At 43.6% G+C, this 19,397-nt stretch carries 18 protein-coding genes; 2 read left to right on the top strand and 16 right to left on the bottom strand.

The features are described 5' to 3' along the window. Window positions 1-269: 269 nt before the first annotated feature. The 11 genes from ytxC to polA form a co-directional block, all read right to left on the bottom strand. Entirely contained in the window at window positions 270-1,136 is an 867-nt protein-coding gene (ytxC, locus tag BLT29_RS01510; RefSeq protein WP_090774527.1) for a putative sporulation protein YtxC, read from the bottom strand. A 170-nt stretch (window positions 1,137-1,306) separates the two neighbouring features. Beyond that, window positions 1,307-2,419: a cyclic dehypoxanthinyl futalosine synthase gene (gene mqnC / locus BLT29_RS01505; protein ID WP_090774590.1), complete on the bottom strand. Its 1,113-nt coding sequence runs from the start codon at window positions 2,417-2,419 to the stop codon at window positions 1,307-1,309. 66 nt (window positions 2,420-2,485) lie between these two features. Then, on the bottom strand, window positions 2,486-3,418 hold the full coding sequence (gene dnaI, locus BLT29_RS01500; protein ID WP_090774526.1) for a primosomal protein DnaI: 933 nt from the start codon (window positions 3,416-3,418) through the stop codon (window positions 2,486-2,488). After that, window positions 3,405-4,823, bottom strand: a complete 1,419-nt coding sequence (locus BLT29_RS01495) for a replication initiation and membrane attachment family protein (protein WP_090774525.1) — start codon at window positions 4,821-4,823, stop codon at window positions 3,405-3,407. The genes dnaI and BLT29_RS01495 overlap by 14 nt, the downstream gene beginning before the upstream one ends. Window positions 4,824-4,877: 54 nt before the next feature. Then, entirely contained in the window at window positions 4,878-5,342 is a 465-nt protein-coding gene (gene nrdR, locus BLT29_RS01490; protein ID WP_090774524.1) for a transcriptional regulator NrdR, read from the bottom strand. 200 nt (window positions 5,343-5,542) lie between these two features. Then, a complete protein-coding gene (speD, locus tag BLT29_RS01485) occupies window positions 5,543-5,929 on the bottom strand; it encodes an adenosylmethionine decarboxylase (protein WP_367576273.1) in 387 nt (128 codons plus the stop codon). Window positions 5,930-6,241: 312 nt separating this feature from the next. After that, window positions 6,242-7,276: a glyceraldehyde-3-phosphate dehydrogenase gene (locus tag BLT29_RS01480; protein ID WP_090774523.1), complete on the bottom strand. Its 1,035-nt coding sequence runs from the start codon at window positions 7,274-7,276 to the stop codon at window positions 6,242-6,244. A gap of 120 nt (window positions 7,277-7,396) precedes the next feature. Continuing rightward, the gene (gene coaE, locus BLT29_RS01475) at window positions 7,397-7,996 is read right to left on the bottom strand and encodes a dephospho-CoA kinase (protein WP_090774522.1); all 600 of its coding nucleotides are present in this window, start codon (window positions 7,994-7,996) and stop codon (window positions 7,397-7,399) included. Window positions 7,997-8,024: 28 nt separating this feature from the next. Continuing rightward, window positions 8,025-8,606, bottom strand: coding sequence for a sporulation membrane protein YtaF (gene ytaF, locus BLT29_RS01470; protein ID WP_245700981.1), 582 nt, complete (start codon window positions 8,604-8,606; stop codon window positions 8,025-8,027). Between the two features lie 60 nt (window positions 8,607-8,666). Next, a complete protein-coding gene (gene mutM, locus BLT29_RS01465; protein WP_090774521.1) occupies window positions 8,667-9,491 on the bottom strand; it encodes a DNA-formamidopyrimidine glycosylase in 825 nt (274 codons plus the stop codon). 36 nt (window positions 9,492-9,527) lie between these two features. Beyond that, window positions 9,528-12,158, bottom strand: coding sequence for a DNA polymerase I (gene polA, locus BLT29_RS01460; protein WP_090774520.1), 2,631 nt, complete (start codon window positions 12,156-12,158; stop codon window positions 9,528-9,530). Between the two features lie 177 nt (window positions 12,159-12,335). Between polA and BLT29_RS13525 the strand changes: the two genes are divergently transcribed. Continuing rightward, window positions 12,336-12,428: a putative holin-like toxin gene (locus BLT29_RS13525; RefSeq protein WP_245700978.1), complete on the top strand. Its 93-nt coding sequence runs from the start codon at window positions 12,336-12,338 to the stop codon at window positions 12,426-12,428. Window positions 12,429-12,594: 166 nt separating this feature from the next. On the opposite strand, the gene pnpS is transcribed toward BLT29_RS13525, so the two are convergent. The 5 genes from pnpS to BLT29_RS01435 form a co-directional block, all read right to left on the bottom strand. Then, window positions 12,595-14,283, bottom strand: coding sequence for a two-component system histidine kinase PnpS (gene pnpS / locus BLT29_RS01455; RefSeq protein ID WP_090774519.1), 1,689 nt, complete (start codon window positions 14,281-14,283; stop codon window positions 12,595-12,597). Beyond that, window positions 14,276-14,998: a response regulator transcription factor gene (locus tag BLT29_RS01450; RefSeq protein WP_090774518.1), complete on the bottom strand. Its 723-nt coding sequence runs from the start codon at window positions 14,996-14,998 to the stop codon at window positions 14,276-14,278. The genes pnpS and BLT29_RS01450 overlap by 8 nt, the downstream gene beginning before the upstream one ends. 313 nt (window positions 14,999-15,311) lie before the next feature. Continuing rightward, window positions 15,312-16,472 (bottom strand): AimR family lysis-lysogeny pheromone receptor, encoded by a 1,161-nt coding sequence (locus BLT29_RS01445; RefSeq protein WP_090774517.1) that lies wholly within the window; start codon window positions 16,470-16,472, stop codon window positions 15,312-15,314. Window positions 16,473-16,770: 298 nt separating this feature from the next. Continuing rightward, window positions 16,771-17,841, bottom strand: coding sequence for a ribosome small subunit-dependent GTPase A (gene rsgA / locus BLT29_RS01440; RefSeq protein WP_090774516.1), 1,071 nt, complete (start codon window positions 17,839-17,841; stop codon window positions 16,771-16,773). Between the two features lie 256 nt (window positions 17,842-18,097). Next, the gene (locus BLT29_RS01435) at window positions 18,098-18,535 is read right to left on the bottom strand and encodes an Lrp/AsnC family transcriptional regulator (protein ID WP_090774515.1); all 438 of its coding nucleotides are present in this window, start codon (window positions 18,533-18,535) and stop codon (window positions 18,098-18,100) included. A gap of 150 nt (window positions 18,536-18,685) precedes the next feature. On the opposite strand from BLT29_RS01435, the gene BLT29_RS01430 reads away from it, so the two are divergent. After that, window positions 18,686-19,306, top strand: coding sequence for a YitT family protein (locus tag BLT29_RS01430; protein ID WP_176763734.1), 621 nt, complete (start codon window positions 18,686-18,688; stop codon window positions 19,304-19,306). Window positions 19,307-19,397 lie beyond the last annotated feature (91 nt).

The raw sequence follows: 19,397 nt of genomic DNA, 5'->3' as shown, positions 1-19,397 counted from the left end.
ACACCCATTCCTCCGCATGCGAAGGGACGAGTGTGGTCTCGTGGTTCCACCCTAATGAAAACTCTACATACAAATAACGGTTGCGGGCCGGCACAACATACTATCGGTTCCGTTGTGCAGTTCAGAGGTGGTCACAATTCTCTGCTGTTTAGGAGCTCTCAGCCGGCGACTCCTTTCTCTTTAAAACAACGACCAAAAATTGCGGTGTCCTCATCATCACTTTTACTTTTCACAACCATTATACAAAACATACACACTTCATTGCAAGCTTATTTTTTTACTTTTTCCACACATGTTGTAAGTGGGGTAATCGTTAGTCGCTCTTGAAAGATGGCTTGAATCGTTAGTACTATGGCATGGTCCGGCTCGTCAGAAAAGATGTGCACATGGGCAGGCACCCTACTCACAAGTGGGCTAATCAGCCTTTTGTCCTTATCCACATCTTTTTCAAACATACATATTTTTTCCAACTCCTCAGGCACTGCGGCGTTCGTCAACCGCGCCCAATGTTCATTATAAAGCTTCGTTTGTTGATCTTGAACGACATAAATAAGCTTTCTTTTTGGTGCTGTTTGTTTTAAATATTGACGACATCCTTCTACCATTGTTTGATACTCTTGCTCAAGCAAATACTCATCAATCGCTTTCCCAACAACATCAACTAACACATCCCCGTACTTCTTCAATCGAAACGTTAGAAAAGCTTCGTAGTAAAAGGAAGTGTGTGGGTCTATATATGTTGAAAATGCTTCATACAAATAGTTCCTTCTCCTTGAATGAGCATGAATGATTGGAATATCTGGGCGTTCTCCATGCAAAATCGCATGCGCGATTGCGGCAATTTGTCTTTTTTCCTCAGCATCGGTAAAGCAAAACACCGTTTCAGCAATATCCATTAACCACTCGTCTTCTTTTGTTTCAATTACCTCTTCAATTAAAATAGACACGAGCAGTGGCTGAAATGATTCAAAAAAATAAAATTCATCACGTCCATATTCTACTTCAATGATATTACGATCTGCACACTTTGTTACCGTCGCTCCCAAACCATATGCTGCATAACGATTGATGTATGTCCTTAGTTTGTGTAACAGACGTGAACAAGTCGCGTGCTCCTCAAAATGAATAGCAATCAAACACGACTCCCCCTAACATTTGACACATCTTAATTGAACTGAGATTAAAATAAACCCCCATGTTCCGGAATAAGACAAGTTCACCCTACTTTCAATCTATGTCATGATGACTGAAACATGCCAAATGACAAGAAAAAACCTCAAGGAGATTTTGATCCTTGAGGTCGTCGTTAATTTTGCATGACAAAATCTTTTTCTGCTTTCGTATCACCGTCAAAAACACGTAATGTCTCATACTTTGTATTGCGCTGAGCTGGGACTTTGCCAGCTTCTCGAATGAGTTGCAATGTTAGATTCGTGTTCACTTTATGTGTTGTATTCGCTGCGGAAACAACATTCTCTTCCATCATCGTGCTGCCAAAGTCGTTGCAGCCAAAGTGAAGTGACTTTTTCCCGATTTCTGGACCCATTGTCACCCAGGACGATTGGAAGTTCGCAATATTATCGAGGAAAATCCGGGAAATCGCAACATTTTTCAAGTAATCTTCTGATGAAAGCTTCTTCAATCGCTTTAAGCCGGTATTCTCTGGCTGCAACAACCAAGAAATAAAAGCAGTGAAGCAGCCAGTCTCATCTTGTGCATCTCGAATTCGCTGCAAGTGTAGGGCGCGTTCTTCAAATGATTCACCAAAACCGATAACCATTGTCGCTGTCCCAAACATCCCAACTTTCTTCGTTGCTTTCATCGCCTCTAACCATTCATCTGCTGTGACTTTTAAGCGACTGACCCGCAAGCGCGTTTCCTCAGTTAAAATCTCTGCACCACCACCAGGCATGCTATCGAGACCCGCTTCATGTAGTGCACGTAAAACGTCTTCAACAGTCATATTCATGACCTCAGCAATTTTCCAAATTTCTGCCGGAGAGAAAGAGTGCATCCAAATGCTTGGGAATCGTTCTTTAATGCCAGTGAGTAAATTTGTATAGTAATCAAGCTTTAAGTTAGGGTTTGTTCCACCTTGCATCAAGATTTCCGTTCCGCCCACTGCGACTGTTTCAGCAATCTTTTTGTAAATGAGCTCGTTATCAAGCACGTAACCATCTTTATGACCCGGCGGGCGATAAAACGCACAAAACGAACAATACGTGTCACAGAAGTTTGTGTAGTTTACATTTCTTCCAATTACAAACGTTGTGATTGGATCTCGGTGCCACTTTTTCATAATCGCATCGGCTGCTTGTCCAAGCGCATCGATGTCGTTACTCTCATATAATTTTACAGCGTCAGCCATGGAGATACGATCTCCGTTTACAGCGCGCGCTAAAATGTGCGCTATTGTCATGATGAAACCTCCAAATACACTCCATTTTCCTTCAATCGTAACATAGCCATCAAAAAACATCCAGTGCTACAACGAAGTGCGTCGGTTCCTCCCTCGCACTTCAACAAACGTCGTGAAATGCTTGATCCGTTCCATTAAACGCTTCGCCTTTAAGCGTTCAATACCACCTTTGTCTGAGTAAGAAAGCGCTTCTTCAAGCTCATTGTAGTTGTAGTTTGATGTAAATAGTGTCGGCAAGTTTTCGGACATGCGATATTGCAAAATGGGTCCAAGCACTTCGTCACGTGTCCATGCTGTTGTCGTTTCAGCACCAATATCATCAAACATTAATACAGGCACCTTCCGAATGTTCTCTAGCTTTTCTTGCACACTCCCATCGCCGATTGCTTGCTTCATTTCCCGGAAAAAGTCAGGGGTATAAATCAAACATGTTTTGATGTGTTTATCCTTTAAATCATTCGCAATCGCGCCTAGTAAATACGTTTTTCCTACGCCAAAGGGACCACATAAATAAAGCCCACGTCCGTTTTTCCCTGGCTGTGCCTCAGTGACAAAACGTAACGCTGCTGTGAGCGCTTGCTGTCTTGCACCATCTTGGTCAATGTTATCAAATGTTGCTTTTAGCACATCTTTTGGAATGTACAACGACTGGATGAGTGCCTGCTGCGCTTGTGCCTCAACTTGGGCGCCTTTAAGTGGACATTGCGTATAAGAAAGCGCGATGTGACCACGTTCAACATAAAGATGTGGCGTGTAACCTGTCATCATATTCGGGCACGCTTCTAACCCAGGACATGCATCACAATGCGCTTGTTCTTTTTCATATTCATATAATTTGCTTAACCCACGTTCAATCATAGATCGCGTCACATCGGGGTGTTGTTTCAAAAACGATTGAATGCCTTTATGTTGCAATAAGCGCTGTTGTTGTTCTTCTAAACGCTTTGCCAGTGTCCCGTCACGATCCCAGCTTGAGAGCGCATGTTTAATTGACTCCATGACCTTGCCCTCCTTCTTGCTTTCGACGTTTCCTTGCAGCCATCAATACGGCTAATTCTTCGTTGCGCTCTGTCAACGTGTTGTCTTCTTCTAATGACGAAGACTTCTCTAAAGCCACTTGCTCTTTTTCTAGTAACCATTGTGGCAGTTTATCTTCACGTACATGTCGTCGCGTTTTTCCGCGTGGCTTCTGTTGCGCCTGCTTTTGCTTTTGTTTCTCTGCTTTCACAAGTGCCATCGCTTCGGGAACTGTTTTCAATTTATGACGTGCCCATTCGGCAGCAATTTTTAATAGCAGATTTCTTGACAACTTCATATCATATTGGTAGAGGACAAAATCAATAAGCACATTTGTCACCCCTGGATATAACTTGTAATCAACAAGTAGCTCTTCAATTAAACGCGCATCTGCTGGTGAAACCCTTGCCCCTTCTTGCCGTTCTTCTAGCAACGTCAGCGGCGGGGTCTGCTCATAAAATTGCATTACCTTCTCTTCCTCTGTTTCTGGTTCGCCATGTATCGTACGCTGATTGAGAGGTTGTGCTTTTTCCGCGAGCGCAGGCGGCTTGTCTCCATGTTCAAGGCGATACCAGTCTTGGACCGTTTTACGTAAATCACTCGCATGAAGGGTATCATGATGCATTGCCCGACCAACCAAATCAGCCATGACAAGCGGTGTGACTTGGTAAACAAAGGCAAGCTTCTTTATCAACGTTTCAATTTCCCCTGTTAGCACTTGATCGGGGACAACAAAACTAGAGAGCGATTGCTTCATGAGTGCCAAATCAAATCCCTGTAATTTCAAGTTCGTCCCTTCATCCCCTGCAAATGCCTCACCTTCTGGAAGTTGCAACACATTTTCCGCATCTGATTGTAGTTTCGGTTGCATTTCTGAATGCCTTAAAGAAGTGAATACATCAGAAAATGCCCTTGTAACTTCTTCGTACTCATCTTCTTGCAAAGTTGGCAATGTAAAACGATCTCGTAACGAGCGAAATTGCGTTTTGCCAAGCCGATTATATAAAAAGACACTTAGGACATCATCAGAAAAAAACTGATTCGGTCTTTGTGGTGGGTGCAGTACATAAATAAATGTATCTCCATCCGTTGATTTCTTGTGAAATGTCCGCAATAAATCGATCCCTTCTAGCTTTTTCCGTGCTTGAAGCAAGGCAGGTAAATCGAGCGCTAGTGACAAGGCTAGTTGATGATGTGTCATTCGTTCTGACATCCACGCGCCAACAGACAACTGAGCACGCAGCCCATGATATAGACCGACGGCGTCCGCTCCAATTAATGGTTGATACAATAGTGTCAACACTTGCTGGTCAATCGTTGTTTCATAGTTAGAAAGCCTTACGATAAAATGATCAACCGGCAACAGTTCTTTCCAATGATAGGACACAAGAGACTCACCTCCTTCGTGTAAAAAAGAGCTTCAAGCACCGTAAGCGCGCTTTTAGCTCCTCTCACTTTTGTTCATTAACTCAGTCAATTCTTTTATAAATACATTGATGTCTTTAAATTGCCGATACACTGATGCGAAACGTACATAAGCCACATCATCAATATGAGCGAGTCTCTCCATAACATGCTCGCCAATCACATCGCTTTGAATTTCGTTTTTTCCTTCGTTGCGAAGTGCTCTTTCAACATCTGTGACCACTTCTTCTAATGCTTCTAACGGTACAGGGCGTTTCTCACATGCACGGATTAACCCACGCAACATTTTCTCTTTGCTAAATGCTTCACGCATACCGTCTTTTTTTACAACAACAAGGGGCGGTTCTTCTACAATTTCAAAAGTTGTAAACCGTTCTGTACATTGCTCGCATTCACGACGACGGCGGATAGAACGCCCTTCATCACTTGGGCGGGAATCGAGCACACGTGTGCCGTTGTATTGACATTTCGGGCAGCGCATCTCATCATCTCCATGCTATAACATATCAATTTTCTCGTATTGAAAGACGAAAAACTTCTCTTTTCATCATAATAAAAAAACACCCTCTTGGCAAGGGTGGGTATGAAAGATTGTGAGGCATATGATTGTGTATCGTTGGTCAACATTATAAGCCCTCCAGCATTTGCAAGATAGAGGGAGGGCTTATGAAGTTTTCAAAGCTAGACACCTAGCCCTACACGTCCTACGTCTGCCTCTGAAAGACCTCTGCCGCGCGGAATCTCCAATACTTCTTGTGATGTCACCCCAAGCGATTCCGCAATATAGGCAACTGCGACATGTGGATCAATGACTGTCCCGCACGTATATACATCAATACTTGCATAGCCATGCTCTGGAAAACTATGAATCGTTAAATGCGATTCAGAAATGATAACGACACCACTGACACCTTGTGGTGCAAATGCATGAAACGCAACCTCCCGCACTTCCGCTCCCGCTTTCAACGCAGCAGAAACAAAGATCCGCTCCAAGCCTGGTCGATCGTTTAATTGCTCCGTGTTACAACCCCAAAGTTCAGCAATGACATGGCGACCCATTGTATCCACTGTTCTTCCCCTCACTTTCGCGGTTAATCGCCACGTGGTCACATGCAATTAAAGCGTTCTCAAACATGCGCACTTACTTAACGACAACCGCTTTAAAATAATAGGAAGCTTATTCCGATGATATGGATTCAAGAGAATCCACATGTTCCGAACAAACTCACCGGAATTCAGTATACTTGTTTTCTTTCGCTATGACAATAGTTAATTGAAGGATTTTATTTAATTTAAAAACGTATATGCTCACATAAACGATTACCGCTCTCATTCTCTTTATTAAGGAGAGACGAAAGCGGTCACGTTAATTTTTATGACTTAAGACGCAGAGTGAACTTCACTTGTCGGTTGCATCTGTGCTGCAACATAATGCATTAAATCAACGACACGACAAGAATAGCCCCATTCATTATCATACCAGGCAAGCACTTTTACTTGACGGTCATTAATTACAGCCGTTGAAGCCCCATCAATCACGGCTGATTGTGCTTCTCCATTGAAATCAATGGAAACGAGCGGTTCATCCGTATAACCAAGAATACCAGCAAGCTCACGTGATGACGCTTGCACGAATGCCCGATTCACGTCCGCTACTGTCACTGATTTCTTGAGCGTCACAACAAGATCGACAAGTGACACATTCGGCGTTGGTACACGCAATGCCATCCCTGTTAGTTTTCCTTCTAGTTGTGGTAACACTTTTGATATCGCTTTTGCGGCACCTGTAGAAGTTGGAATGATTGATTGTCCGCAGGCACGTGCGCGGCGTAAATCTTTATGTGGATTATCAATATTTTTTTGATCGTTTGTATAGGCATGAACGGTCGTCATCATACCACTCTCAATGCCAAACGTCTGCTCAAGTACTTTCGCAACTGGTGCCAAGCAATTGGTTGTACACGATGCATTCGACAAGATTGCGTCTGTTTGTGGGTTGTAATCGCTTTCGTTTACACCCATTACAATGGTCGCATCTTCGCCTTTTGCTGGTGCTGTTATAATCACTTTTTTCGCACCTGATTCTAAATGGTAACTAGCCGTTTCACGCGTTTTAAATTTTCCTGTCGCTTCAATGACAATGTCTACACCAAGCGCTCGCCACGGGAGCTTGCGTGGGTCACGTTCAGCAAGCAACTGTATCTTTTGTCCATTTACGTACAGCGCGCCTTCCTCCGCCTGCACATCGCCTACGAAAGGTCCGTGAATTGAATCATATTTGATCATATGCGCCAGTGTTTCAGCAGGATAAGATGCATTGATGGCGACGATTTTTGTCTTCCCCTCTAAAATCGCTCTGCGAAATACCATACGACCAATCCGACCGAACCCATTTATCGCCACTGTAGCTTTCATCAACAAAACTCCTTTACCGTGTAATCATTGTACCTTCATTTTATGTTGTTCTTCTTTAATAGTATAACACAAATAACCTATTTAGTGTGCATCATTTTAGAAGTGAACAAAAAAAGGGCGCTAATCCGTTTTTTTTCGGATCGTCGCCAATGCTTGCTCGACTTGCGCATAGGTTTTTTCTCTTGGTCCTTCATTGTCAATCACGACATTTGCTCGTTCACGCTTTTGCGCCAACGGACATTGCGCAGTCATACGCGCGCGTGCCGCCACTTCGGTGAGCCCATCTCGTTTCATTAAGCGTGCTAGCTGTGTTTGTTCAGATACAAACACAAGCCAGACTGTATCTACTAAGTAAAAAAGTTTATTCTCATATAGTAGCGGGATATCGAGCACAACAATTGAATGACCTTCTTGCTCATATTGCTGTGCCTCTTTTTGCATCGTCTCCCTCACAATTGGGTGAACAATTTTGTTTAATGTTTCCCGTTGCAATTTATTTGAAAAGATAATTTCGCCAAGCTTTTTGCGATCAATTTTCTCGTCTGCCTGTAAAATATCGGCACCAAATGCATCCACAATTTTTTTATACGCGGGTTCACCAGGAACAACGACTTGCCGCGCAACAACATCCGCATCAACAACTGGTATTCCTAGTTCCACAAACATGCGTGAAACCGACGATTTTCCACTAGCAATCCCACCAGTCAATCCAATTCTCATAAACCAAATTCCACTCCTCTTACTCAAGCTATAGCCGGGCAATTCCTAACAAAATGAGCATGATACCGGGTACGAAAGATAATCGTTGTAGCCAAACCACTTTGGAAGAGAGGTAGCCGCACTTCATACCTAAAAAGACAAATAACGCCCCCATCACTGCGACACTTCCTGCTAAACCGAGCGGAGAAAAACCGATAAGCGCCGCGCCCACGCCAGCAGCAAACGCATCAAGGGCAAGAGCAAACCCGAGTAAAAAAGCTTCCTTTCCAATGACCGTACCCGAACGATCCATATCAGCTCGCGCTGGGTCTTTTAAAATGGCATTTAAGTCTACAGATTCCGTCTCACACTTCGGACGATACGTTTGTACGAGCGCCCATACGCCAAGCCCAATCAAAATGAGTGCACCGAGCATTTCTGCGACATGAGGAGAGAGCCACACCGCAACCCCACTGCCCATGGCCATTGCCAATAATACAGACACAGCCGAACATAAACCGATGAAAAACAATGACACGAGAGGAATTTTAATCCGCCGTAGCCCGTACGTTAACCCAACCCCAAAACTATCCAAGCTCACTGCAACTGCGAGCATCATAAGTGGTATCAAGGGAAACCCTCCTACCTATTTGGTCGTTGCCCATAGTATACGGGGAGGGTGTTGTCAACGTTACTGTTGGCAATGCGTACAAAAGTGTGTGCCGCGTCCACCGACCACTGTCTTCGTAAGTGGGGTCGCACAAGTATGACAAGGTTCACCTTTGCGCCCATATACAGCAAGCTGCTGTTGAAAGAAGCCCATCTCTCCTTGACCATTTACGTATGACTTGATTGAACTCCCACCGGCTTCTACTGCTTCTGTGAGCGTTGCGACAATGTGTTTATGCAACACATTAAATTCTGTTGCTGTCAAAGACGACGCCTGCCTCTCAGGATGGATGCGCGCGCGATGCAATGCTTCATCCACATAAATATTGCCTAATCCAACGACCGTCTTTTGATCCAGCAACGCTGTTTTAATCGCTCTGTTCGTTTTTATATATGCGTTTTGTAATAGCACCGCAGTAAATGAAGGTGAAAATGGCTCCACCCCTAGGTCGGCTAATGGTGGCAAACTTTCTTCTGTTCCTTTCTTTCGTAAGTGCATCGTCCCAAATTTTCGTACATCCGCATAGTGAAGTGCACTACCATCCGTAAACGTCAATACGACGTGTGTATGCTTTGTCCGATCTTCACCATCAAGAGCGAGCCGGTAGCGCCCTTCCATCCGCAAGTGTGACAACAACACATCATCCGTTAAATCAAACAATAAAAACTTTCCTCGCCGCCGGATTGCTTCAATCGTCTGCCCGCTAAGCTGCACTGTAAATGCACGTACATCATCAGGCGCTTTAATCATTTTCGACCAATAAACATCGACCGTTGCAATACATTTGCCAACGACTAGGTCGGTCAATGTCCGACGAACCGTTTCTACTTCTGGTAACTCTGGCATCTTCTTTACTCCTTAATTCCCATTCATATTCATGACCTACTTCGCATCATACCACGAGTCACCACTAGATACATCTACCTTCAACGGGACATCAAGCGGCAAGGCATGCTCCATCACTTCTAGTACAAGTGCTTTTAACGACGCTACATCGTCTTTAGCTACTTCAAAAATCAGCTCATCGTGCACTTGTAAAAGCAAGGTTGCGGCTAGTGGGGAGGTTTGCAAGCGTTTATCCATCTGAACCATCGACATCTTAATAATATCGGCAGCTGTCCCTTGAATTGGCGTATTGAGTGCAGTTCTTTCCGCAAAACTCCGTTGATTAAAGTTGCGGCTATTTAACTCCGGCAAGTAACGTCTTCTTGCAAGCAATGTTTCAACGTAACCTTTTTTCCGTGCTTTGGTAACGACATCTTCCATGTATTCTTTTACTTTAGGGTAACTGACCAAGTAACGGTCAATAAAATCTTTGGCCTCTTTCCGAGAGATCCCCAAGTTTTGCGACAAACCATAGTCACTGATGCCATAAACAATTCCAAAGTTTACTGCCTTTGCTGTCCGGCGCATTGCTGAAGTGACATCTTGCTCTGACACACCAAATACATCCATTGCTGTTTTTGTATGGATATCCATATCTTCAAGAAAGGCGCGCTTCATGTTTTCATCCCCACATATGTGGGCAAGGACACGCAATTCAATTTGTGAATAGTCTGCAGCGACAATTTTCCATCCTGGTTTCGAAGCTATAAAAGCTTTACGGATCTTTCTTCCTTCTTCTAAACGAATCGGGATGTTTTGCAAATTTGGATCTGCCGATGACAACCGCCCTGTTTGCGTCAATGCTTGATTAAAGCGCGTATGCACTTTATGCGTCGTTGCATCGACTACTTTAAGTAAACCTTCAATGTATGTTGAATGTAATTTCACAAGTTGACGGTAATGCAAAATTAATTCAATGATCGGATGCGCATCACGTAACTTTTCTAATACATCCGCACTCGTTGAGTAGCCCGTTTTTGTTTTCTTCACTGGCGGTAAGGCGAGTGTTTCAAATAAAATTGTGCCCATTTGTTTTGGAGAGTTGATGTTAAATGAAACACCTGCTTCGGCGTGAATCTCCCTTTCAAGCACAGCAATCCGCGCTGATAAATCTTTACCCATTGCTTTTAACTGCGCAATGTCGACTTTAATTCCTGTACACTCCATTTTTGCAAGCACTAGTGAAAGCGGCATTTCCAACTCATAAAATAATTCGTCCTGCTTGTTTTCAGCCAGTTCGTTTGCAAGTAGTGGCTTCAACTCATACAGCGCACTTGCTTTGCGACACACATGTTCTGAAAGCTCGTCTTCATCAGGGATGTGGCGTTTTGCTCCTTTTCCATAAACAGCTTCATCTGAGCGAACGACCTTCATCTCTTTTCGGTGAGCGACATCGCCAACTTCCTCGGCGCTAACAGATGGATCGAGTAAGTAAGAAGCCATTTGTAAATCAAATGTCACCCCTTGCAGAGATAATCCTCTTTTTTCAAGGGCCACAATCGACTGCTTAGCCGAAAACAACCATTTTTCCACCGTTGCCGATGTAATGAAATCTTGAAACAACGGGGATGAGAGCGCAACATCTACCGGAAAGAAAAAGCGGCCATTTTCATTTGCCACGCCCATTCCAATGAGGTCGCCTTGCAGCTCATGTTCCGCAAACATTTCGACCACGAGCGCAGACGGACTTGCAAAGTGTTTCTCTTCCGGTTTCTTTACGACTTCATAAGGTAGCGGTGCAAAGTCGGAACTTTCTTCAGGCGCTTCACCTTGTCCAATTCGTTCTAATAGCGAGTGGAAAGAAAGTTCACGGAATACCGCTCTTACCTGCTCCTCGTCGTAACCCGTATACGTAAAAGCGTCCAATGTTTCTTCTAGCGGCATATCGGTGAAAATTGTTGCGAGTTTTTTACTTAAACGGGCTTGCTCCTGGTTTTCTGTCAATCTCTCTTTCAATTTCTTTCCTGATACTTGATCAATCGAGGCGAGCACCGTTTCGACATCTTCAAACTGCGCAAGTAATTTTAAAGCTGTCTTTTCACCCACACCAGGTACACCTGGAATATTATCGGATGAATCGCCCATTAGTCCTTTTAAATCAATAATTTGTGTTGGTGTGAGTCCGTATCGTTCATGAATCGCTGCCTCGTCATAACGATCGACTTCGCTCATTCCTTTTTTCGTTAAAACAACTTCTATGTTCTGATCAACGAGTTGTAATAAATCTTTATCGCCAGTAACGACAACAACTTTATAGTCCTCTTTAGCAGCACGACGGGCAACCGTCCCAATAATGTCATCCGCTTCGTAAGACTTGGCTTCGTAGCGGGGGATAGAGAATGCTTTTAATACATCATGAATAAGCGGGATTTGTCCTGACAATTCTGAAGGTGTCTTTTGTCGTGTTCCTTTATACGCCGCGTACGTTTGGTGACGAAACGTCTCTTTTCCTGCATCAAACGCCACAAGCATATGCGTTGGGTTTTCCATCTCTAACACTTTTAAAAGCATCGTTGTAAAGCCATATACAGCGTTTGTATACTCACCCTTTTGGTTATTTAATAATGGCAAAGCAAAAAAGGCGCGATAGGCAATACTGTTCCCATCGACTAATACGATTTTTTTCACGACTTCCACCTCTTTCTACTTTCCTATTGTACCATAGTTCGTTCAGAAAAAAGAATGGAAGAAGCTTGTGCCAAAGCAAAAAAAAGACCGCAATTGCGCGATCTTTATGTTATAATATAACAAGTTGCATACCCACATGAGGGCTGGCGCCATCTCCTTTGAAAGGAGGTGATGCGCATGTCAGCATACGAGACGCTGTCGCTAATGATTTTGTTTGCGATGCTAGTCATCCGGATGTTGTCGTTCGTCGATAAAGAAAAAGACGAATAAGCCCTCTACATGAGTTCACGGCTCTTGAGGCTTATTCATACAACCTTTGGCGCCAGCTCTACGGATATGCAACACATGCCAGTTGACGGTAAACGTCGACTGGTCTTTTTAGTATATGCCCTTACACACTCATTATACACTGACTGACAAGTGAAAACAAGCTGTGCTACCGGTGCTTTTTCAAAAATGTCACCGTAAATGTCGAACCTTTCCCTAACATACTTTCAACGGCAATCTTCGCCTGATGCGCTTCAGCCAAATGTTTCACAATCGCTAAGCCAAGACCCGTTCCACCAGAATGACGACTCCGATCGCGATCAACACGATAAAAGCGCTCGAATACGCGTGCGAGATTTTCTGCTGCAATGCCAATCCCGGTATCTGCTACTTGCAACAATACATGATCCTCTTTTTCTTGTATCGTCATGGTCACTTGTCCACCTGGTTGTGTATACGCAATCGCATTGCTTGTTAAGTTTAGCAAAATTTGTTTCACGCGTTGCGGGTCCGCTTCGATCGTCGTATCCCCGTCCGTTACGACGGATAGGTGAATGTCTTTTTCTTCTGCTTTTGCTAAAAGTAGCGTCTTCACCTCATCAACAATGTCTGCTAACACAACTGGCGTAAGTTTTAACGCAAAATGCGCATGCTCGATATGCGATAACTCAAGTAAATCTGCAATTAGTGTTTGTAAACGGTCACTTTCCTTCCAAATAATCTCGGTAAATTGTTCCGCCAACTGAGCCTCTTGTAGCGCACCATCTAGCAACGTCTCCGCAAATCCCTTAATAGACGTTACTGGTGTTTTTAATTCATGCGACACATTTGCCACAAAGTCTTTGCGCACTTGTTCTAATTTCTTTTGTTCTGTCACATCATGAAGGACAATTGTTACTCCTCGCAAACGCGCAGATTTCGTCAACACCGGTGCACCATATACGTCGTATGTGCGTGTGTAAAAATGTTTTGTCCATTCAATTTGTTCCCTGCTTTTTTCCTCATTTGAATAAATCGATTGAATAAATTGCACGAGCGACTCGCTATCTACCACTTTATGATAAGGTTGTCCGAGCCAGTCACTACTGCGCACATCAAAAACGTGTTCTGCCGTTTGATTTAGCATGACGATATCACCACGGACATCCATAAATAACAGGGCGCTCCCCATGTGATCAATGAGTGTCGCCATTTGTTCTTGTTGTGCTTGGTGCCGCCGTGATAGTTGTTGCAAATTGTAGGCAAGCACATTAATTGAACGACCAAGCAGTCCAAGCTCGTGATTACCGACTTCGTACGTACGAATTTTGTAATCACCTTCTGCTAAGCGAATGGCCGCCTTCGTTGCGTATTCAATCGGCTGAACCATCTGCCGGGTAATTTTAATAATTAACATCGTCATAATGACAATCGCAAAAAAGAAGCTCCCCCCAATGGCCCACCAGCCAGCCTGGTTCAGCGCTGACAACGATGATGACAATACCCCAACTTGCACATAACCTACGCGCTGCTCCCCTTCATAAATGGATGAGACCCCGTACCGCATTTCTGCTTCAAGTGGAGGTTGCTCTCCTTCCCATGAGTCTGCTATTACATCGTCATCAGCAGTGAACAATCGCACACGCGCACTTAACACCTCACCCAGTTCACGTGCCACTTCACCTGCATCCGCTGCGGTTGGGAATCCCACCTCCGTAATCATATGGGCTGCAAGCGTCGCTTCCTGTTCAATTCGCTCTGATAGCAACTCCGTATAGCGGTCATTCAGCCAATAACCGAGCAATAACCCAAGCGCGAGCAACACGACAACAATGACTGGCATCAATGCCCAAATTAAACGATTACGCAGTTTATTCATCCGTGCGTGGTTCCTCTAATTTATAACCTAACCCGCGGATCGTTTTAATGTACACCGGTTTTTTCGAATCACGCTCAATCTTTTCCCGCAAATGACTAATATGTACATCAACGATACGCGTATCGCCAACAAATTCATAATCCCACACCGCATTTAACAATTGATCGCGTGTGAGTACCCGTCCTTTATTTGAAGCTAAAAAGGTGAGCAATTCAAACTCTTTCGGTGTGAACGTGAGCCTTTTATCTCTTTGGTACACCTCATAATGGTCTGGGTAAATCATTAATTTACCGATTGCAAAGTGCTTCTTCTCATCTTCCTCTTCGCTACGTTCTCCTGCTTGCTCATGATCTACGCGCCGTAAAATCGCGCGCACCCTCGCAACGACCTCACGCGGGGAAAACGGCTTTGTCATATAATCATCTGCGCCGAGCTCTAATCCGAGGACTTTATCAAAATCCTCATCCTTCGCCGTCAACATTAAAATCGGTGTAAAAACTTTTTCCTGCCGCAATTGCTTGCAAACATCGATCCCATCCATATTCGGCAACATTAAGTCAAGCACCATCATATCAAACGTCTCACTTTTCGCTCGGTCAAACCCTGCGCGACCATCATTTTCTGAGACGACTTTATAACCGGCTTGTTCTAGGTTATATGTTAATAGTGTGACAATCGACGGTTCATCATCAACGACCAAAATGCGCTTTGCCATGCTTGTCTCACACTCCCGATCCGTTTTATGTCATGCGTATCTTTCTCTATTATACACGTTTGTTTATCGTTTTCACTATGATTATGATGTTCTTTTGAGAAAACAATTTTAATGATACTCATACGGATGAGCACATCAAAAAGACCCCGTATCCAAAAACGAGGTCAATCATCATTTCACGCATGCACCATTTATTAAGGTTAAATAGCCTCTGATCCGGGTCTTCCGGGGCCTGTAGGTTCAACCTCAGCGTTTGCCGGCGCACTTCCAATGACAACAATAATTCCAATCGTAGCTATAAGTAACAACCGTTTCATTGAACTTCCCCTCCTGAATTAGCGCTAAGACGGTCTAACTCTTGGCGGATCAGTGATACTAGAAATGCATAATGCTCTTCTTCAAAAGCTGCTAATGCAGACAATAGCAATTCTTTATTACCTGTAGCCTTCCCTTTATACCACGTTAAAATCGAGTCGCCTTTTCCTGCAATTTCTAGTTCATCAATTAAGTGCAAAGCCTTTTCATGTTCACCGCGAACAATATACTGATGTGCGCGCTCTTCTGGACAGACCCCCTCTGCACTAAAGGTTTCTCCAAGTATGTTACGGACAAAAGGATAATATTCGCGCTCTAAACACTCTTGATAAACATGTTTTCCTGTTTCTTTTGCTAATTGAATCGCTTCTCCGAAATAGTATGCGCACTGTGCACGATCTCCTTTACACATCATTACTAGTAGTAGGCCGTGATAAGCCCCTACTTTCACCGTGTCAGGTGTAGCGTCGGTGGTTACAACTGCCAAATAGTTGTTTTCAGCTTTTTCTGCGTCACCTTTTCCATATAAAAAGTAGTTTCCTACGAGTAGCAACGCACGACTCGCTAGCACACTCTTCATATATCCTGCTTCAACCGCATATAACTCTTCTATCACACCCTCAAGCAATGAAGCAGTTTCTTTCGTTTTACCTAGTTTGTCATAAGCATCTGCGGCTAACAATTTCAGGCGTATCATTAGAATTGGTTCTTTCACATAAGTGCTAAGCCTTCGAGCTTCTTCAATAACCTGATCGTATGACAACTCCCTTTCAGCTACACGCAGTAATAGTCGGTAAGTTGTCACCCATTCGATCAAGTTCTCATTATCTTGGTAATGTTTAAGTAACTGCCTTAAAACACCTTTCTGACCAAATAGCACCGCATACTCAAAAGAAACCTTAATATAAGGAATGTGCTGGAGCGACAACGTATATTCATTCATTAACTCAATCATGCGTGACTTCGCTACTTTCTTAACAGCGTATATCACTTGTTCAAAGTCAAACATATGAGTTTCGTTAGAAGCTAATTGACGCATAAGTGGCAATGTCCACTCCTTGTCATCTACTAAGTACATTCGCGCCAACCTTTTTTCTGTTTCTATGGTGATTCTACGAATAGTGTCCACGCTAAACAATAGGGGATATTTTATGGCCATAGTGCTCAACCTCCTTTATTTCTGTAGCTCCCATACAGCCATTTCGACTATTAAAGCTAATAATCCTTCTGCAATCCCCAATTATCGTGCGACAAATACCTACAGATTACCGGGTTGAACACGCGCACGCGATCGGTTAATGGTGTATAAGATAGTATAAAGTGTTATTTTGTCGTAATTAATGAGATAGAGATTTAATGCAAAAGAGACAGCAAAGCTCTCCGTATCGACACAACCATAAAAAGGAGGCACTGAGCCTCCCTTTTTCATGCGCACGCCACTACACAAGCGCAACCGCTCATCTCTTCCCCGAACGTTTGCTATACTTTGATAGTCGCTTCCACCGCTTCTTCTCTTCTAATTGCAAACGCTTATCTTGTTTTCGCTTCGCATAAGCGTACTCTCTTTGTAGTTTCAAAAAATTGTCCCATCGCTCTTGTGACAAATCACCAGTAGCAAGTGCTTCTTTAATCGCACAGCCTGATTCTGTTTCATGCTGACAATCATTGAAGAAACACGCTTGCATCCACTGTTTAATATCTGAGAAAGAGGTCTCTGACATCGGCTGTCTATCTTCTTCATACCATAGTTGCAATTCTCGCACCCCTGGCGTATCAATGACAATGCCCCCTGTTGGTAACACAACGAGTTCTCGATGTGTCGTCGTATGGCGTCCCCTATGATCATCGCTACGCACTGCACTCGTTTTTAATAGTTCCTGTCCTACGAGCGCATTCATTAACGTTGATTTACCCGCTCCTGACGTGCCGACAAATACAATCGTGTCGTCGCTCGCTATCCGTGCTTGTAAATCGGTGAACCCTTCATATGTCACTGCACTCCAAATATGAATGGGTACACCCATTGCCACAGACGCTACGGCCGCTTTTTGTCCTGCCGCATCTTCAGATAAATCTGCTTTGGACAAAATAATTTCCGGACTCGCACCACTATCCCAAGCTGTAAATAGGAACCGCTCTAACTTACGTACATTCACTTCCGCAAACAATGGAATGACAATAAACACTTTCGTCACGTTCGCTGCCACAATTTGCCCAGCTGTTTCTTCTCCAGCTGCCTGGCGAACGAAAGCAGAAGATCGTGGCAACACCGCTTCAACAAGTTGAATATCTTGTTCATTCTCCTGGCGCTCAGATAGAACGACCCAATCGCCTACTGCAGGATAATCAAGCCGTGACGTTGACGTATAATGGAATTTCCCTGGTACACGCGCTAACTGCGTCCCGTGTACACCTTCAATCACATATTGGTTTTTAAATTCCTTTGTAACACGGGCGATGCGTGTCTCTGCCACCCCGTGTGGCAATGCCTCGTTTTTCCAGCCAAATTGTTGTAAATGTTGTTGCATTTGTTTTATTCCCCCTTGTTTTATGCATAACAAAAAAGCCCGGACAAGTTCAGCCAACTTCCGTGCCTATCGCGCATATCCCAAGAAGAGAGATTTTTAGTGCACAAAAAACCGCGGATGATGGTTGAACATTTCAGTTACATTCTCAACACTTAATAAACGCATAGCCACCATCTCCTTCTTTATGTAATAAAAGCATTATACCATCGCTTGGGGATGGTTGTAAAGCACCATCCCCATTTTCCTTTCCTCTCTTTTACACTTCCGGCAAAAGCATTCGCTCACGCACTGGAGAATGAAGCACGGTTGACGTGTTAATCGTCCCAAAAGGAACAAGTCGATCAATGAGTTCTCTTAACTCATGCACATTCGCTACAGCTGCTTTCAAGAAATAGCTTACCTCTCCCGTTACCCGATGACATTCAATTACTGCTTCCTCAGTCTGAATCACCTCTTCGAACGCCTGTAGAGACACTTTCAAGCCGCCTACTTGAATGACCACAAGCATCGCTTTTCCGATCTTGTCTAATGACACTTGAGCAGAGAATTTTTCAATCACACCCCTCTCTCGTAACCGATGCAATCGCTCCGACATGCTCGGTCGGCTAAGTGACAAGGCTTTTGATAAATCACTCACTGTCATTCTTCCATCTTCTTGTAGCAAACGCAAAATCTCACGATCCATTTTATCCATCGTATCACTCCTTCAAAGTGAAGATATTTTATTATAAATACCTTCATTTATTAAATCATATATTCGATCATCCTGCTAGTTGATATATAAAAACCCGGATGATTCTTATATAATGAAAATATGATTAAAAGAATAGGTGAGACGATTACATTGAAAAAAAGTATCTTTATTTTTATTGGCTGTTTATTAGCGGCGAGTGGACTTTTGTTATTGCGCCATGCCGGACTAGTTACTGGTGGCATCGCTGGACTTTCTTTAAATTTAACCCATATTACACCGCTACCACTTGCTTTATTATTTTTCCTTATTAATATCCCTTTCTACATTTTTTCGTTTGTAAAAATGGGCGTTTCTTTTACCGTGGTCACCATGTTGTCTGTATCGGTATTGAGCGGCATCATCGCCATCGATCTATGGCTACCCGCTTTCTCTGTTCCGTTACTGACAGGAGCGATTGTTGGCGGTGCGCTCATCGGTTGCGGACTGTCGCTTTTATTTTCGCAACAAGCTTCTCTCGGTGGCGCAAACATTGTCGCATTGTTTTTTCAAAAACGATACGGGATTGATCCAGGCAAAACGAACTTTCTTTTTGATTTGGCCGTTGCTTTATTAAGCCTTTTTACCATTGGGTTGATCCCGGTGCTCGGCTCCATTTTGTCGATTGTCATTACATCGAAAGTCATTAGTTACTTCCGCAGCTACTTTATTAAAAAAGAGGTAACAACCGATAATCATCCTCATCCGTTACGGGTAAGAGAAAGCCATTCATAATGATGTGACAATCTCTCTTTCTTTAAGCAACAAAAAAGAAGTAACCCCCCTCTTTTCGAGGAGTTACTTCTTTTCCTTATGAGGCTGTCCT

The sequence above is a fragment of the Shouchella lonarensis genome (genome assembly GCF_900096965.1).
Classification (GTDB): Bacteria; Bacillota; Bacilli; order Bacillales; family Bacillaceae_D; genus Shouchella; species Shouchella lonarensis.
This window is presented reverse-complemented; position numbering and strand designations above follow the sequence as displayed.

Excerpts from the sequence above, each read along its gene's own strand:
- rsgA (WP_090774516.1), bottom strand. The coding sequence starts at position 17,841 with ATGCAACAACATTTACAACAATTTGGCTGGAAAAACGAGGCATTGCCA.
- BLT29_RS01480 (WP_090774523.1), bottom strand. The coding sequence starts at position 7,276 with ATGAAAGCTACAGTGGCGATAAATGGGTTCGGTCGGATTGGTCGTATG.
- nrdR (WP_090774524.1), bottom strand. The coding sequence starts at position 5,342 with ATGCGCTGCCCGAAATGTCAATACAACGGCACACGTGTGCTCGATTCC.
- mqnC (WP_090774590.1), bottom strand. The coding sequence starts at position 2,419 with ATGACAATAGCGCACATTTTAGCGCGCGCTGTAAACGGAGATCGTATC.
- dnaI (WP_090774526.1), bottom strand. The coding sequence starts at position 3,418 with ATGGAGTCAATTAAACATGCGCTCTCAAGCTGGGATCGTGACGGGACA.
- BLT29_RS01450 (WP_090774518.1), bottom strand. The coding sequence starts at position 14,998 with ATGGCAAAGCGCATTTTGGTCGTTGATGATGAACCGTCGATTGTCACA.
- BLT29_RS13525 (WP_245700978.1), top strand. The coding sequence starts at position 12,336 with ATGTCAGCATACGAGACGCTGTCGCTAATGATTTTGTTTGCGATGCTA.
- pnpS (WP_090774519.1), bottom strand. The coding sequence starts at position 14,283 with ATGAATAAACTGCGTAATCGTTTAATTTGGGCATTGATGCCAGTCATT.
- BLT29_RS01445 (WP_090774517.1), bottom strand. The coding sequence starts at position 16,472 with ATGGCCATAAAATATCCCCTATTGTTTAGCGTGGACACTATTCGTAGA.
- mutM (WP_090774521.1), bottom strand. The coding sequence starts at position 9,491 with ATGCCAGAGTTACCAGAAGTAGAAACGGTTCGTCGGACATTGACCGAC.
- BLT29_RS01435 (WP_090774515.1), bottom strand. The coding sequence starts at position 18,535 with ATGGATAAAATGGATCGTGAGATTTTGCGTTTGCTACAAGAAGATGGA.
- coaE (WP_090774522.1), bottom strand. The coding sequence starts at position 7,996 with ATGAGAATTGGATTGACTGGTGGGATTGCTAGTGGAAAATCGTCGGTT.